Here is a 16,098-nt window from a genome sequence, read left to right as displayed (position 1 = left end):
GCCCGGTTCGGCCGCCGATAGCCCCCTACTCCAGTTCCAGTTCGACCGGGTAGTCGGTGAAGTTCTCGTAGCCGTCCTCGGTGACGACGGCGATGTCCTCGATGCGGACGCCGCCCACCGCGGGGTCGTAGAGCCCGGGTTCGATGGTGACGACGTGGCCGGGTTTCAGTTCGCCCCCCCGGGGGTTCAGGCCCGGCGCCTCGTGCACGTCGAGGCCGACGCCGTGGCCCGTCGAGTGGATGAACCCCGTCTCGGTCGTGGGATCCGAGCGGAGCGTCTCGTACCCCTCCTCCTCGTACAGGTCACAGACCGCCGCGTGGACGTCCGCGCCGGTGGCGCCCGGTTCGAGTGCGTCGAACGCCGCCTCCAGCGCGCGGCGGGTTACGTCGAACCGCCGCCGGACCTCCTCGCTCGCCTCGCCCTTCACGAACGTCCGGGTCATGTCCGCGTGGTACTTCGAGACCTTCTCCCGCGGGAAGACGTCGACGATGACGGTCTCGTTCGCCCTGAGCGGCCCGCTCCCTCGGTCGTGCGGGTCGGCGGCGTCGGCGCCGCACGCGACGATGGTCTCGTCGAGCGCGCAGCCGTGTCGGAGCAGCGTCACCTCGATCTCCTCCTGGACGCGCTCGCTCGTCAGGGGTTCGTCCCCGTGGACGAGCGTCCCGTCGGCGTCGACGTCGGCCGCGCGGATCAGGTCCTCGGCCGCCCGCATTGCGGCCTCGTTCGCCCGCTGGGCCCGCTTGACGCTCTCGACCTCCTCGTCGGTCTTGACGGCCCGCGCGGTCCCGACGGCGTCGCCGTGATCGACCGACACGTCGACGTCGCGGCCGCGGAGGCCGTCCGCGAGGCCGACCGGGAAGCGCTCCGGCACGAGCGCGGACGCGACGTCGAGGTCCGCCAGGAACGCCGCGCAGGTCCGGGCGGCCCCCTCGGCCTCGCCGTACTCCTCGACGCGCTCGTGGTGGTCGTACTCGGCGAGGCGGGCGACCGCGTCCGCCCGCGACTCCTTGCGCGCCCGGCCGTACTCGAGCCCCGAGACGAGCAGCGCGAGCGACTCGCCGGTGTAGGCGGTGAAGAAGGGGTCGGGCGCGTCGAACCCGGAGAGGTAGAGCTGGTTCGAGTCGTCGCCCGCGGCGTCGATGCAGTACGCGTCGGTCCCCGTCTCCGCGAGGAGGGAGTCGAGCGTCGAGAGGTCCGGGTCCATACCGCGTCGTGTCGGTGACGGGTCAAAGCAGTTGCCCACGCGGAACTCCCGGCGGGGAGGCGGGGCGAGAGGGACGATCCCTCGGCGACGAGCCGAACGAGGGGTTTGAGGATGCTCGAGGCGAAACGTTCGGTCGATGGCGACCGTCGCGACGTTCACAGTGGATGCCGGCGAGTTCCCGCTCGGAACCGTGTTCGAGTCGTCGCCCGACGTGACCGTCGAACTCGAGCGCGTCGTCCCGACGGGGGGCGCTCTCGTCCCGTACTGCTGGGTTCGGGGCGCGGTCTTCGAGGACGTCGTCGCCGCCTTCCGCGACCACCCGGGCACCGTGGACGTCGACGTCGTCGACGGCGTCGGCGAGGACGTCCTCCTGTGTTGTCGGTGGGACCCGGACGAGGTCGGGATGTTACACGGCATCGCCGAGACGGGGGTGACGCTCGTCTCGGCCACCGGGACGAGCGACCGGTGGACGTTCACGGTCCGCGGGGACGACCGCGAGACCGTCGCCCGGTTCCAGGCCTACTGTCTGGACCACGACCTCCCGGTCGAACTCGCCACGCTCCAAGAGCTCTCCGCCACGGACCGGGGGTCGAACGACGGGCTGACCGGCCCGCAGCGGGAGGCGCTCCTGCTGGCCTACGAACGGGGGTACTTCGACACCCCCCGGCGGACGACGCTCGAAGGGCTCGCGGACGAACTCGGGATCAGCCGCCAGTCGTTCGCGGCGCGGCTCCGCCGCGGGCACCGGGAGCTGATCGAGCGAGCCGTCGCGACCTGACCGGCCCTCCCGCGGGCGTCGGCCAGGGGCCGACGAACGGGTAAAAAGCGGTCTACATAGTCAGCGGCCAGAGTGATGTGTCGCGTCGCCGTTGGTCGTGGCACTGATGCACGAGCGTCGAGACGACCGACCGCAGGCGGGGGGACGGATCGAACGGGCCGAGACGCTCTGCCCGTTCCATAGCTTCGAGTTCCGGAGCGAGACGAACGCGTACGAGGCACGGTACGACGCGGCGGACGTTCCGGCGTCCATCGCCGTCATCGGGACGATGGCGGTCGTCCTCGACCGCGAACCCGAGCGGCTCGACCCGCTCGGCGACCGCCTCGACATCGAATCGCTCGACGGGCTACTCGCCGGGAACCCGGACTGGCGGACGGGCGAGACCGCCGTCAGCTTCGACTACCTCGGACACGAGGTGACGGTCCGTGACCGCGGGACCGTGACGGTTCGGGAACCCGCCGTCGACGACGTGGCCGCCGAGAGCGGCGGGCGCGTCGAACAGCCCTCGGACTGACCCCACCGTCGAACGGCCCGCTCGACCCCCCTTCCTGCCGAACTCGACGCCGTCCCGAACCGTCGCCGCCACCGGTACACACTTCCGGGCGGCCGCGTTCCCCCGGGACATGGACGCACGCATCTCGCCCTCGCGGGTCGCCGGCCGGGCGCGCGCGCCGCCCTCGAAGAGCTACACGCACCGTGCGCTGCTCGCCGCGGGCTACGGCGACGGCACGGTCGTCCGCGACCCGCTCGACAGCGCGGACCCGCGCGCGACCGGCCGGGCCGTGACGGCGTTCGGGGGCGCCGTCGAGTGGGACGACGCCGCGAACGCCGCCCGCGTCGACGGGTTCGACGGACGCCCCAGGACGCCCGACGACGTGGTGAACTGCGAGAACTCGGGGACGACGATGCGACTCGTCACCGCCGCCGCGGGCCTCGCCGCCGACCTCGTCGTCCTCACGGGCGACGACTCGCTCCGGTCGCGGCCGCAGGGACCGCTCCTCGAGGCGGTGGAGGCGCTCGGCGGCCGCGCGGAGTCGACCCGGCGGAACGGGCGGGCGCCGCTCGTCGTCGGCGACGGCATGGAAGGCGGGGCCGTCTCCATCCCGGGGGACGTCTCCTCGCAGTTCGTGACCGCGCTGCTGATGGCCGGCGCGGTGACCGATGGGGGCGTCCGGGTCGACCTGAGCACGGCGCTGAAGTCGGCGCCGTACGTCGAGATAACCCGCGAAGTGCTCGACGCGTTCGGCGTCGAGACGGAGCGGACCGACGCCGGCTTCGCCGTCCCCGGCGGGCAGTCGTACCGCGCGGACGAGTACGCGGTCCCGGGCGACTTCTCCTCGATCTCGTACCTGCTCGCGGCGGGCGCGGTCGCCGCCGCGGGCGGCGAACCCGTCGTCGTGGAGGGCGCCCGGCCGAGCGCGCAGGGCGACTCGGCGATCGTCGACGTCCTCGACCGGATGGGCGCCGACGTCGACTGGGACCGCGGGGCGGGAGAGATCGCCGTCCGCCGCTCGGCCCTCTCGGGCGTCGAGGTGGACGTCGGCGACACGCCGGACCTCCTGCCGACGATCGCGACCCTCGGCGCCGTCGCCGACGGCGACACCCGGATCGTGAACGCCGAGCACGTCCGCTACAAGGAGACCGACCGCGTGAGCGCGATGGCCGAGGAACTGGGCCGGATGGGCGCCTCGGTCACCGAGGAACCCGACTCGCTCACCGTCCACGGCGACGACTCGGACCTCCGCGGGGCGACCGTCGACGGCCGGGGCGACCACCGCCTCGTGATGGCGCTCGCCGTCGCCGGCCTCGTCGCGGAGGGGGAGACGACCGTCCGGGGCGCCGAACACGTGGAGGTGTCGTTCCCCGGCTTCTTCGGGACGCTCGCCGCGCTCGGGGCGGCCGTCGATTCGGAACCCGGTGGGACCGCCCGCGCGGAGTGACGAGGGACGATCGGGGACCGCGACCGTTCCGGGGCCAGCACCGTTTTCGTGGCGGCGTCCGTCGTGCGCGTATGAACGTCGACCCGTTCGTCTTCGAGTTCAGGCCCGGCACGATCCGCTACGGCCGCGGCCGCGTCGCCGACCTGGGCGAGGCGCTCGCGGACGAGGAACTCGACCGGGCGCTCGTCGTCTGCGGCCGGAACGTCGGGGCGAACCGCGACCTGATGGACCGCGTCGAGGCGGGGCTGGGCGACCGGCTCGCGGACGTCTTCGACGGGACGACGCCGGACAAGCGCGCCGAGACGGCCGTCGAGGTGGCCGGACTGGCCGACGGACTCGACGCCGACGCGCTCGTGCCGGTCGGGGGCGGGTCGAGCCTCGACGTGGCGAAGGTGGCGAGCGCGCTCCGCGCCGACGGCCGGGGCATCGAGGACGTCCGGGCCGAGGTGCGCGAGTCCGGCGGGATCTCCATGCCCGCCGACGGCGCCGCCCCCACGCCGCTCGTTCCGGTCCCGACGACGCTCGCCGGCGCCGACATGTCGGTCGTCGCCGGCATCACCGTCGAGGTGGACGGCGAGGAAGTGAGCACCGGCGTCGGCGGCGACGCGCTGATGCCGGCCGCGTTCTGCTACGACCCGGCGCTGTTCGAGACGACCCCGGACGCCGTGCTCGCAGGGTCGGCCATGAACGGGTTCGACAAGGCGGTCGAGTCGCTGTACGCGCGTCACCGGTCCGCGATCACCGACGCGACGGCGACGCGGGCGGTTCGATACCTCCTCGAAGGGCTCCCGCGGATGACGGAGTCGGCGGACGCGATGGACGCGGCCGTCGCGGGGGTCGTCCTAGCCCAGTACGGCGTCTCCCGGCCGGGTTCGATGACGCTCAACGTGCTCCACGCGTTCGGCCACGGGCTCAGGGACGCCTTCGCGATGCAACAGGGCGTCGCCCACGCGGTCGTCGCCCCGCACGCGCTCGCCGACCTGTTCGACTCGTCGGCCGACACCGACGCGCTCGTCGAGGCGTTCGGGGCCGACGACGGCGACGAGGTGGTCGACCGGGTGGCCGACCTCCGGGACGCGCTCGGCCTGCCGGATCGACTCGGGGACGCGCTCGGCCTGCCGGGTCGACTCCGGGACGTCGAGGGCGCCACGTGCGACGGGGTGGAGGAGGCCGCGGAGGCGACGGCGGCCGATCCGCTGCTCGGCAACGCGCCGGCCGGCTACGAACTCGGGGTCGAAGACGCCCGACGGATCCTCGAGGCGGCCTGGTAGTCCGGTTCGTCCCCGGTGGACCCCGGAACGGGACGACAACCGCGCGGAACGGACGTCCGGTTGACCAACCCCTATGTCCGCCGAGCGCCAGCGACGGGTATGAGCGGCGAACGCGTGCGCCCGCCCGGCGACGTCCCGGGACCGGACGGGCTCCCCGTGGTCGGGTCGTTCCTCGACGTCCGCCGCGACTCGTTCGGCTTCCGGGAGCGCGTCGCCCGACGGCACGGCGGGATCGCCCGCTACTCAGTGCTCGGGACGGACGTGTTCCTCCTCACCGACCCCGACCTGATCGAGCGGGTGCTCGTCCACGACAACGGGAAGTACGTCAAGGGGGACCTGTTCCAGCGGCAGCTCGGTCCGGTGCTCGGAAACGGCCTGCTCAACAGCGAGGGCGAGTTCTGGCGGCGGCAGCGCCACCTCGTCCAGCCGGCGTTCGGCCCCGACCGCATCGCGGCGTACGCCGACATGATGACCGAGCGGACCGTGGACGCGACGTCGGGCTGGCGGGACGGCGACGTCAGGGACGTCCACGGGGAGTCGATGGGGCTCACGCTCGACGTCGTCGCCACCGCGCTGATGGGCGTGGACATCCGAGACCGGACCCCGGCCGTCGGCGCCGCGCTCGACGACGTGATGGACGCCTCCGTCGGGTCGCTGACCGACCTGCTCCCCCTGTGGGTCCCGACTCCCGCGCGGCAGTCGGTCCACGAGGCGGTCGCGACCCTCGACCGCATCGTCGACGGGATAATCGAGGAGAAGCGACGCGACCCCGGCGACGACGTGGTCTCCGCGCTCCTGCGCGCGGAGAACGGGGCGGGCGAGGGGATGAGCGACGAACAGGTCCGCGACGAGGTGAAGACGCTGTTGCTGGCCGGCCACGAGACGACCGCGCTGTCGCTCACGTTCACGTACCACCTGCTTGCGCGGAACCCCGAGATCGAGCGCCGACTCCTCGCGGAACTCGACGACGTGCTCGACGGGGACGTCCCCACGCTGACGGACGTCGAGGAACTGGAGTACCTGGACCGAGTCGTCACGGAGTCGATGCGCCTGCTCCCGCCGGTCCACGGCGTGCTGCGCGAACCCACGGAGGACGTGACCCTCGGCGGCTACCGGGTGCCGGCCGGGTCGCCGGTCTCCATCAGCCAGTGGGTCGTCCACCGCGACCCCGACCTCTACGACGACCCGCTCGCGTTCGACCCCGACCGGTGGACCGACGACATGCGAGCCGACCTCCCCGCGCTGGCGTACTTCCCGTTCTCCGCGGGACCCCGCCGCTGCGTCGGCGACCGGTTCGCGATGCTCGAGGCGAAACTCGTGCTCGCGACGATCCTCCGCAGGTACCGCCTCGAACCGGTCGAGCCCGCGGACCTGGACCTGCAGGCGAGCATCACGACGCGGCCGACCGGGCCGGTTCGGATGCGCGTCCGCGAGCGTCGGGCGTGCACCTCCCGGCCGTGACGCGAACCATCGGGCCGTGACGTAGCCATCGACCCTGTTTCGCGCAACGGTGTGACCGGCAACGGCAACCAGGTCGCCGCAACGTCACAGCAACGTCGGTGCCGCCGGCCGCAATCGCGTAAGTAGACTCTTTCCCGGGAGCGTCGACGGGGCGTACCGTGTGATAGACGATGACTGACGAGGACATCCCGGTCGCGCTCCTCCGGACGACCCTCGCGCTCGTCGGCGTCCTGCTTCTCGCGGCCTTCGCCGGCGGATCGCTCGGCGCGGCCGGCGTTCACGGGGCCGACGGGTCGGCGGCGGGTGACGGTCCGGACGGCGCGGCCGACCGGGTCGCGGACAGGTCGGCGGGGGCGGCACAGCAGCGGGCGGCAATCGACGGGGTCGAGCGCGCCGCGGACCTGGCCCGCGATCAGGGCGCCGACGTGACCGACGACGAGGTCGAGGCCGCGAGCGAGGCGGCGGCCGAGGCCGCCGCGGAGTATCCGGACGCGAGCGACGGGAAGGTCAGTCGGGCGGCCCGGGGCGCCGCACACGGTGCCTTCCTGCAGGAGCAAGTAACCGACGTCACGCAGGTGCGGGCGGCCGTGGGAGGGAGCGTCGAGGGATCCCTCGAACGGCATCAGGAGGCTGAGGTGACCCAGATCCAGAGCGCGGCCCACGGGGCCGCCCACGGGTCGCTCGCGCAGCGGGGGTCGGTGACGGCCGAACAACTCCGGCGCGTCTCCCGCGGCGCGGCGTCGGGAGCCACCCGCGGCGCGGTCGAGCGGGGGGTCACCCACGTCGGTCAGGTACAGGAAGCCGCGCAGGGTGCGGCCTACGGCGCACTCACCCAGCGCCAGCGCGTGTCGGTCGAACAGCTCCAGGCCGCGTCCACCGGCGGCGCACGCGGTGCCCTCGAACAGCACCAGCGGGCGGACGTCAAGCAGGTCCAGGTGGCCGCGATGGGCGGGGCTCGCGGCGCGGCGAAGGGGGCCGCAACGCAGCGACAGTCGGTCACCGTCGAACAGATCCAGGCCGCGGCGCGGGGCGGGGCAGCGGGCGCGCTCGTCCAGTCCCAGACCGTGACCGTCGAGCAGATCCAGATCGCCGCGGAGGGGGCCGCCCACGGCGCCTGCGAGAGGGCGGCCCAGCGGCAGGTGGTCGACGTCGAACAGATCCAGTCGGCCGCCCGCGGCGCCGCGACCGGGGCGGTCACGCAGGTTCAGGAGGTCGACGTCACGCAGGTGCAGTTCGCCGCCCGCGGCGCCGCCGGCGGCGCCCTCGAGCAGCACCAGTCCGCCACCGTCGAACAGCTCCAGTTCGCCGCTCACGGGGCGGCCAAGGGCGCCGTCTCCCAGCGCGCGGACGTGACGCAAGTCCAGCGAGCCGCACGCGGGGCGGCCAAGGGCGCGCTAACGCAGTCACAGGAGGCGACCGTCGAGCAAGTACAGTACGCGGCGACGGGCGCTGCATCCGGCGTCGTCTCGCAGCGACAGTCGGTCGACGTCCAGCAGGCACAGTACGCGGCCGAGGGTGCCGCGGGAGGTGCGGTGGGACAGGCCGTCCAGCGGCAGACCGTCGACGTCGAACTGATCCAGTACGCCGCCCACGGCGCCGCCGACGGCGCGCTCTCCCAGCGGACGCGAATCACCGTCGAGCAGACCCAGTCGATCGCGAGCGGCGCCGCGGGCGGCGCCCTTCGTCAGGTCCAGACGGTGACCGTCGAGCAGGTGCAGCGGGCGGCCTACGGCGCCGCCTCCGGCGCCGCCTCCGGCACGTTCCAGCGGCAGACGGTGCGGGTCGAGCAGCTTCAGGCGGCGGCCAGCGGCGCGGCCGAGGGGTCGCTGACGCAGGTCCAGCGGGTGTCGCTCGTCCAGATCCAGTCGGCCGCGTACGGTGCGGCGAAGGGGTCCGTCGTTCAGTACACGCGGGTGACCGTCGAGCAGGTGCAGTCCGCCGCCCGGGGGGCGGCCGCCGGCGGCGTGCAGGTGCAGCGGGTGACCGTCGTCCAGGTGCAGATCGTCACCCAGAGCGCGGCCAGCGGCGCGCTCTCGCAGTCCGGGCGCGCGACCGCGAACCAGATCGAGGGGGCGGCACGCGGTAGTTGCCGGGGGGCCCTCTCGCAGGCCCAGGAGGTGTCCGTCCAGCAACTCCAGTACGCCACCTGGGTCGAGTCCGCCGGCGCGGCGAGCAGCGCCTCCGAGGAGGGGATCGACGACGTCGACGACGTCGCTCGGGCCGCCGAGACCGAGAGCGCTGACCTCTCGGTGCCCGACGTGGAGGGGGAGGCGGACGTCGCCCTCGCGGACCAGTCGACGGACGGGACGACGGTGACCGTCTCGTCGGTGACCCTCTCCGAGGGCGGCTTCGTCACCGTCCGCGAGGGCGGTGCCGTCGGGAGCGATCCGTTCGGCAGCGTCGTCGGCGTCTCCGACTACCTCGACCCCGGCACCCACGAGAACGTCACGGTGACGCTGTTCGACGTGCCGGGACGCGAGTTCGATGACGACGCGCTCGAGGACGAGGCGGCGATCGCGGCGGTGCCGCACCTCGACACGAACGGGAACGAGGAGTTCGACTACGTCGCGACCTCTGCGGGCGAGGACCTCCCGTACGTCGCCGAGAACGCGCCGGTGATCGACGACGCCGAGCTGTCGGTCGAGGCGGGCGCCGCCACGGTGAGCGTGTCCGACCAGACGTCGGACGGGACCGCCGTGGTGGTCGATTCGGCCACCCTCTCCGAGGGCGGCTACCTCGCCGTTCACTCCGAGGAGTTCGCCGTCCAGGAACCCGGGTCGAGCGTCATCGGCGTCTCCGACTACCTCGAACCCGGCACTCACGAGGACGTCGCCGTCGAACTGGACGAACCTCTCGACGAGTCCGCCACGGCGTTCGTCGTGCCGTACCGGGACACCGACGACGACGGCGAGTTCGACTTCGTCGCGACCGACGGCGCCGACGACGGACCGTACGCGGAGGAGGGCGTTCCGGTCGTCGCGGAGTCCGAGGTGACCGTCGAGGGGGCGGACGTGACGCCCGGGACGCCGACGGGGACCCCGACGAGCGCTCCGACCGAGACCGCCACGGAGACGGCCGTCGTGACCGCTACTGAGACGCCCGTCGTGACGGCTATTGAGACGCCCACCGACACGCCGACGGATACCCCGGCCGAGACGCCCACCGTAACTCCCACGGAGGTTCCGACGGAGACGCCCATCGACACGCCCACTGGGACGACGACCGGGACGCCCGCCGACACGCCAACTGCAACGACGACGGACACACCGACGGCGACCGCCACGGAAACGCCGACCGAAACCGCGACGGAGGTTCCGACCGGACCGCCGACCACCGAGTCGCCGACCGACCGACTGACGACTACGTCGCCGCCCGGACGGACGACGACCGCCTCGCCGGCCGTGACCCTGCGCGTCGAGGATCAGACGGGCGACGGGTCGAGCGTGTCCCTCGCGGAGGCCTCCGCCCCGGTCGACTTCTACGTCTCCGTCGGCGCGGACGGCCGGGAGGTCGCGCGGTCGGTCGAGTACGAGGGTGGCGACCTCGTCGACGGCGACCTCCCCCTGACGACGCCGCTCGACGGGAGTACGACCGTCACCGTCTCGATCCACGACGCGGACACCGACGAGGTGCTCGCCTCGGAACTGATCCAGTACACCGTCGTGACGACCGAAACCCCGACCGGGACTCCGACGGAGTCGCCGACGGGGGCGTCCGCGTCGGTCCAGCCAGCGAGGGGGGCTGCGGGGAGCGGCCCGCACTACCCGGCGATCGCCTTCGTCCTCGGCGGGACGTTCGCCGTCGCGACGCTGACGCTCCGACGGCCGTAGCTCGAAACCGGCCCTCAGTCGTCCGACCGCCCGTCGTCCCGGCGATCGGGTGGGAGGGACCGACGCCCTGCGGTTCCCGCCACCTTCGCCGGACTTTATACCCTGAGTCACTCACTTCCGGCCATGAACGGGAACGAGTTCGGCCGGCTCTTCCGGGTCACCACCTACGGGGAGAGCCACGGCGACGCGATGGGCTGTACCGTGTCGGGGGTGCCCGCCGGCGTCGAACTGAGCGAGGAGGAGATCCAGCGCGAACTCGACCGGCGCAAGCCCGGCCAGTCGATGATCACGACGAGTCGGGACGAACCGGACGCGGTCGAGATCAACTCCGGGATTCAGGACGGCTACACCACCGGCACGCCGGTCGGGATGGTCATCCGGAACAAGGACGCCCGCTCGGGCAAGTACGAGCCGTTCGTCACCGCCCCGCGACCCTCCCACGGCGACTTCACCTACTCCGCGAAGTTCGGCACGCGGAACTGGGGCGGCGGCGGTCGCTCGTCGGCCCGGGAGACGGTGAACTGGGTCGCCGCGGGCGCGGTCGCCAGGACGGCCCTCGAACAGAGCGAGTACGACGTGGAGATCAAGGCGCACGTCAACCAGATCGGCGACGTCGAGGCGCCCGAAGTGGACTTCGAGGAGATCCTGGAACACTCGGAGGGGAACGAGGTCCGATGTGCTCATCCGGAGACCGCCGAGCGGATGCGGGACCTGATCGACGAGTACCAGGAGGCGGGCGACTCCATCGGCGGCGCCATCTACTTCGAGGCGCGCGGCGTGCCGCGCGGACTCGGCGCTCCCCGCTTCGACTCGGTCCCGTCCCGCCTCGGCCGCGCGATGATGTCCATCCCGGCGACGACCGCGTTCGAGTTCGGACTCGGCCGCGACGCCCGGGAGGTGGCGGGCCACGACCGGAACGAGGACTGGGAGTTCGACGAGGGCGAGGGTCACTCCGAGACGGTGAGCGAGGAGGGCGACCCGGTGCCGGTCGGCAACGACCACGCCGGCCTCCAGGGCGGCATCACCACCGGCCAGCCGATCTACGGCGAGGTGTCGTTCCACGCGCCCACCTCGATTCCGAAGCGGCAGACGACCGTGGACTGGGAGACGGGCGAGGAGAAGGAGATCCAGGTCGTCGGCCGGCACGATCCGGTGCTCCCGCCCCGCGGGGTTCCGGTGGTCGAGGCGATGCTGTGGTGTACGGTGCTCGACTTCATGCTGCTCGGCGGGCGGATCAACCCGGACCGGCTGGACGGGAAGGTCGGGGAGTACGATACGGAGTACCACCCCAGCAGTCCGGAGAACCAGTAACTGATCCGAACCGGCATTAGTCCAGTTGCTCCTCGACGAACTTCCGGATGTCTTCGGCCGAGGTGCCGTCGATGCGCTCCATCCCCCATCTGAACGCCGGAAGCGACTCCACGCCGCTGTCCTCCCCCATCGCCTTGTCGCTGAACGCCTGATTTCGACGACGCCGGGTTTCCGCTGCCTCGGTGATGGCATCCGACGGGACTCCCACATCACTCGCCAGTTGTTCGAGCAGGTCCATCGAGTACTCGTCGGCCGAGACGAGTCGCTCGTGGAACGTCCAGGCGGCCTCCCGGGAGGAACGGGATCGGACCTCGAAGAGGGCGGACGGGAGCATGACCGACCACTGGTCGACGGGTTTCGGGAACATGTGTAACGTGAGTCTGAGACGCCCCTCGTCCACGAGGTCGGTCAGTTCCGGGTACTCTTCACGCCACCACTGGAGCGAAGCCTCGTGTGAGTAGTCGAAGTACGCGATGACCAGAATTCCCGATCCGGAGCCCCGATAGATACCCTGTACGGGGGGAAACGGCGTTTGTGTTCCTCCGAATCCGAAGGTGTTCGTCTTTTCGACGGTCGTGTAACGGTCGTCGGTTCCGTCCGATTCCGGAACGGGGTTACTACTGAACAGGCCGAGACAACCGGCGGTCGTAACCGAGGCAGTGCTTCCCATCGCGGCGAGCAATTGCCGTCTGTTCGGTGAGCTTTTCGGCGAGGTTCGTTCCGATACGGTGTCCTTGTCCGTCATTTTGGGCGTCTCGTTGCGTGTCATTCGTGGGTGTCTTGTCATTTGCACAATAACATCGTCACGAAGACGTGGCGGTCCTCTGTAACGTAGATGCCGATTCCGGTGGTGGTGAATTGGGGAGTAAGCATATTTTCGTTGTGTGGAGCTGACCTCATAAATGAAAGAATAGAATCGTATGCAAGTTGTCTTTCAGTAGTACGGTTTCCTGTTAACCATCCAGTCAAATGGATATTTTCTGCACCTGGACTGCATTTGTAACTACTTTCATCCAATCGGTCACCGAGATATTGCTCGTCTGGATTCTCATGGTCGAAGAAATCCCTGTTCGCCATGTCATACGAGTGATGTCGGGCAATTACCGCAAGGCGAGGATCAGCAACTAACGTATCAAGATCATTTGTGAGTCGATGATCATTCAATTCCGCTACGAGGTGCTTCTCAGCTTCAGTAACGTTGATATCACCTCGTGGTGTTTTATTATGCAAAGGTTCGGGAGTGCTGACAGCACTATCAGGTTGGCCGAACCCTGTACGGTCCGAGTGATCCGCTTCGGTCGTATCAGCGCGAGTAATTTCCTTCACATCCGTCGTCGCTATATCAGTGGCATATGCGCCACAACCTGAAAGGAGGAGGAGCATGGCGATCGCGATCCGGCATGGCATCATTGTATTGGATTTTGGGTCGAGTTTCGAAGACGGACTTAGTTGCTCGCTTATTATTCTTCCCTTCTAATCCTGTATTCTTTTATTTTTGTTTTAAATATAATGGTTCGGCATTCCGGATCTCCGCTAGCACATGACGGAGTCGTGATGACTGTCCCCTGACCCGCAGAGGACCTCCACTTGTCGGAGCGTACCTTCGACGTAGTCGTTCTTGCCCGGTTTCTCGAGAGCGTACTCCGTAACGTATTCACCCTGTATCTGACGTTCCCAGAGCCAGAAGGTTCGCGTCTCTGTTTCCGCAAACTCCGTGACGCTAACCGCCTCTTCCCACGTCTTCACGTACTCGTGAAGCCAGACAGTCCTCGTTCGTTCGACTTCACGATGGTACTGGTACTCCGTATCGTACTCCGTCCATCCGCTATGATAGTGTCCAGTGTACCAGACGTTTCTTTCGTAGTTCCACCGTTCACACGATCGTGAGAACCCGCCATACGGTGACGGGTCCAGCGCCCACTCCGCACAGGACGTCCGTTCGTAATCGACGTGACGCTGTCGGCGGTGGTCGTGCCCGTCGCTGTGTACGATCTTCTCGGTCCGCGTTTCGCCCGTGTACGACCATCCGGGCCGATCGTACCTCGCACCGTACCAGGTGTACTCGTCCTCGAAATAGGTCTCCGTGTCCTGTTCGACACGCCGTTCCGAGAGCGTCCATGTGCTACCCGATCCACGGGATCGAAGTCGGCGACTCGGGTCTTCGTTCGTTCGCGTGTGGCCGTGTAGGTCCGATTTAGTATCCATCCATCTCCGAGTTCAATGTTATCGGCAAGATGACCTTCATAGGTCTCCGTGTTTCCGGTGAAATATCTCTCAGATCTAGCTACAGAGATGGCCTCCCAACTATCTCCTGCTGGACTATTCTGTGAGATAATTTGTTCACGCATCTTTTCCCGGACTTCGTACCAATACTCAGTGTAAGATTCTCCAGTGACATGGATGGTAACTCGTTTCGCCCCGTACCCCTCTGGCCCCTGATGTGAGGAAATCTGTATGGTGTACGTTCCAGGGTCATCGTACGAATGCTGGAACGACTGCCAGTCCTGAGAGCCATCGTGCTGCTCGACGACACCGTCGCCGAACTCCACTCTGAAGTATTGAAGGGAGAACGCGTCAAATCGAACCGTCGTTCCGACTGGGACGGTGAGACGACCATCGGCACCGATGGACTCGCCGCCGGCCGACGCGCTGAACCGGATATCGTCGTGTCTGGCGGACGTGTGGACGCGATGGGTCCACTTCCGCCGCGTCTGATCGCCGGACCCGTCGGTCGCCTCGACCCAGATCGCCCTGGTCTGTTTCCCGCCCTCCTCCGACATGAACTGGTGTTCGACCGTCGAGTTCACGGTCCCGTCCAGCGGGCCGAGCGCGTCCGTCAAGGTCGTGCTATCGTTGAACTCCCATCGTACGTTGACGCGCTCACCCGTATCGTGCGAGACGTTCACACCGTAGATGTACGTTCCACCGTGGACGTCGTACCGGTCGTCCATCCGTTCCTCCATCGATGGCGGATAGGCGAAAGTGAGGTCGTCAATGATAGGTGAGGCCTCGTCCCATACCTTATCCGTCACCCTAGTCACCTTCGTCCGCTTCACCACCGTCACGGACTGCCCTTCGTCGTCAGTCACGGTCGCGGAAACCACTAGCGTCTCACCGGGAGGGTCGTCCACGGGCACCGTGTTGTCGAACGGCGAGGCCTCGCGTTCCAGCCGAGTCTGTGCGGGCGACCAGGAAACCGTCAGCTCGCCCCCGTCCGGATCGTACGCCTCCAGCGTATAGCTCGCGGAGGATCCCGACGGAACGGTGTCCGGCCCGGAGATGCTCACGACCGGTTCCCCGCTTCCGTACACTTCGACGGTGTGGCTGGCGGTCGCAGTCGCCCCGTCATCGTCCGTGACGGTTCCGCGGATGGTGTACTCCCCGCTCCGGTCGAACGACCGGGTGATCGTCGACCCGGACGTGGCCTCCGGCTCCGCCCACGACCGTCGCACCACCGTCCCGTCGGAGTCCGCTCCCCTGAGGAGGAACGTCGCCCCCTCGCCGACACCCAATCGTTCTGGACCGTCGATACTGGCACCGGGAGGATCGTTGTTGGACGTCGACTCGGACCCGTCCTCGACCACGGTTGCCGTCTTCGTGAGACGCGTCGAGGCTCCGTCGTCGTCCGTCACGGTCACCGAGACGGTCACCCGTTCCCCGACCGCCTCCGAGAACGTTCGCTCCGTCGTCCGACCGTGCGCACCCGTGCTCCAGCCGTAGCTATCGATCGACCCGTCCGGGTCCGAGACGTCGGCGGAGAACGTCGCGGACTCCCCCCGAATCACGGCGTCCGGGCCGGAGATCCGACCGGTCGGCGCCCCGTTCTCCTCCGACTCCTCGTCGGCCGGACCGACGTCGACGTATAGCGTGTCAGTTCGCTCTACTCCGTCCTCATCTGTCGCGGCGAGGGTCACGTAGTATCGACCGGTCTCCGACGCCTCGAAGCTCGTTCGTTCGGATCCGGCGCCCTCCGGCGGGAACGTCGAGCCGTCCGGCGACTCCACGCTCCACTCGTACGTGAGACGGTCGCCGTCCGGATCGAACGACCCGCCCCCATCCAGATAGACGGTGTCCCCGACCTCCACCGACTGGTCGAGTCCGGCGTCGACGACCGGCGGCTCGTTTCCGTCGAGGGCGGTGGCCGTGGGCAAACCTGCGATGACGAGCGATAACGCGACAGCGAGCAGTACGTACCTCATTCGATGGCCGCATTTGATTCGTTTTTGGTTATAAAACTTAGTCGGATTTTCAGGAATTATACCGTCATTGGAGGCACGCCGTTTCCGAGCAAACGACTCGCTGT

At 69.0% G+C, this 16,098-nt stretch carries 11 protein-coding genes; 7 read left to right on the top strand and 4 right to left on the bottom strand.

The genetic code is table 11. The annotated features are described in order from the left end of the window. Positions 1 to 25: 25 nt before the first annotated feature. Positions 26 to 1,204 (bottom strand): M24 family metallopeptidase, encoded by a 1,179-nt coding sequence (locus HUG12_RS11195; RefSeq protein WP_179268849.1) that lies wholly within the window; start codon positions 1,202 to 1,204, stop codon positions 26 to 28. 136 nt (positions 1,205 to 1,340) lie between these two features. Between HUG12_RS11195 and HUG12_RS11190 the strand changes: the two genes are divergently transcribed. The 7 genes from HUG12_RS11190 to aroC all read left to right on the top strand — a co-directional run bounded on the left by HUG12_RS11190 (position 1,341) and on the right by aroC (position 11,795). Beyond that, positions 1,341 to 1,982, top strand: coding sequence for a helix-turn-helix domain-containing protein (locus tag HUG12_RS11190; RefSeq protein WP_179268848.1), 642 nt, complete (start codon positions 1,341 to 1,343; stop codon positions 1,980 to 1,982). Between the two features lie 106 nt (positions 1,983 to 2,088). Then, positions 2,089 to 2,496 (top strand): HalOD1 output domain-containing protein, encoded by a 408-nt coding sequence (locus tag HUG12_RS11185; RefSeq protein WP_179268847.1) that lies wholly within the window; start codon positions 2,089 to 2,091, stop codon positions 2,494 to 2,496. A gap of 109 nt (positions 2,497 to 2,605) precedes the next feature. Next, positions 2,606 to 3,922 carry a 3-phosphoshikimate 1-carboxyvinyltransferase gene (gene aroA / locus HUG12_RS11180; RefSeq protein WP_179268846.1) on the top strand — a complete coding sequence of 439 codons (1,317 nt, stop codon included), beginning with the start codon at positions 2,606 to 2,608 and terminating at the stop codon, positions 3,920 to 3,922. Between the two features lie 71 nt (positions 3,923 to 3,993). After that, complete coding sequence (locus HUG12_RS11175; RefSeq protein WP_179268845.1) at positions 3,994 to 5,193, top strand: iron-containing alcohol dehydrogenase family protein; 1,200 nt, start codon at positions 3,994 to 3,996, stop codon at positions 5,191 to 5,193. A gap of 99 nt (positions 5,194 to 5,292) precedes the next feature. Beyond that, positions 5,293 to 6,654, top strand: a complete 1,362-nt coding sequence (locus tag HUG12_RS11170) for a cytochrome P450 (protein ID WP_179268844.1) — start codon at positions 5,293 to 5,295, stop codon at positions 6,652 to 6,654. 170 nt (positions 6,655 to 6,824) lie between these two features. Further along, on the top strand, positions 6,825 to 10,484 hold the full coding sequence (locus tag HUG12_RS11165; protein WP_179268843.1) for a DUF7282 domain-containing protein: 3,660 nt from the start codon (positions 6,825 to 6,827) through the stop codon (positions 10,482 to 10,484). A 123-nt stretch (positions 10,485 to 10,607) separates the two neighbouring features. Next, entirely contained in the window at positions 10,608 to 11,795 is a 1,188-nt protein-coding gene (gene aroC / locus HUG12_RS11160; RefSeq protein ID WP_179268842.1) for a chorismate synthase, read from the top strand. A 16-nt stretch (positions 11,796 to 11,811) separates the two neighbouring features. Here aroC and HUG12_RS11155 read toward each other — a convergent pair whose 3' ends face one another. From HUG12_RS11155 to HUG12_RS11145, 3 genes are all read right to left on the bottom strand, one after another. Then, the gene (locus HUG12_RS11155) at positions 11,812 to 12,465 is read right to left on the bottom strand and encodes a DsbA family protein (protein ID WP_179268841.1); all 654 of its coding nucleotides are present in this window, start codon (positions 12,463 to 12,465) and stop codon (positions 11,812 to 11,814) included. Between the two features lie 113 nt (positions 12,466 to 12,578). Next, positions 12,579 to 13,178, bottom strand: a complete 600-nt coding sequence (locus HUG12_RS11150; RefSeq protein WP_179268840.1) for a CAP domain-containing protein — start codon at positions 13,176 to 13,178, stop codon at positions 12,579 to 12,581. 359 nt (positions 13,179 to 13,537) lie between these two features. Further along, positions 13,538 to 15,994 (bottom strand): PKD domain-containing protein, encoded by a 2,457-nt coding sequence (locus tag HUG12_RS11145; RefSeq protein ID WP_179268839.1) that lies wholly within the window; start codon positions 15,992 to 15,994, stop codon positions 13,538 to 13,540. Between the last annotated feature and the right edge of the window lie 104 nt (positions 15,995 to 16,098).

It is taken from the genome of Halorarum salinum (assembly GCF_013402875.1).
Classification (GTDB): domain Archaea; phylum Halobacteriota; class Halobacteria; order Halobacteriales; family Haloferacaceae; genus Halorarum; species Halorarum salinum.
This window is presented reverse-complemented; position numbering and strand designations above follow the sequence as displayed.

Bases quoted from the DNA above. Each gene is read 5' to 3' on its own strand.
- HUG12_RS11150 (WP_179268840.1), bottom strand. From the start codon at position 13,178: ATGCTCCTCCTCCTTTCAGGTTGTGGCGCATATGCCACTGATATAGCG.
- aroC (WP_179268842.1), top strand. From the start codon at position 10,608: ATGAACGGGAACGAGTTCGGCCGGCTCTTCCGGGTCACCACCTACGGG.
- HUG12_RS11145 (WP_179268839.1), bottom strand. From the start codon at position 15,994: ATGAGGTACGTACTGCTCGCTGTCGCGTTATCGCTCGTCATCGCAGGT.
- aroA (WP_179268846.1), top strand. From the start codon at position 2,606: ATGGACGCACGCATCTCGCCCTCGCGGGTCGCCGGCCGGGCGCGCGCG.
- HUG12_RS11185 (WP_179268847.1), top strand. From the start codon at position 2,089: ATGCACGAGCGTCGAGACGACCGACCGCAGGCGGGGGGACGGATCGAA.
- HUG12_RS11195 (WP_179268849.1), bottom strand. From the start codon at position 1,204: ATGGACCCGGACCTCTCGACGCTCGACTCCCTCCTCGCGGAGACGGGG.
- HUG12_RS11175 (WP_179268845.1), top strand. From the start codon at position 3,994: ATGAACGTCGACCCGTTCGTCTTCGAGTTCAGGCCCGGCACGATCCGC.
- HUG12_RS11190 (WP_179268848.1), top strand. From the start codon at position 1,341: ATGGCGACCGTCGCGACGTTCACAGTGGATGCCGGCGAGTTCCCGCTC.
- HUG12_RS11155 (WP_179268841.1), bottom strand. From the start codon at position 12,465: ATGGGAAGCACTGCCTCGGTTACGACCGCCGGTTGTCTCGGCCTGTTC.
- HUG12_RS11165 (WP_179268843.1), top strand. From the start codon at position 6,825: ATGACTGACGAGGACATCCCGGTCGCGCTCCTCCGGACGACCCTCGCG.
- HUG12_RS11170 (WP_179268844.1), top strand. From the start codon at position 5,293: ATGAGCGGCGAACGCGTGCGCCCGCCCGGCGACGTCCCGGGACCGGAC.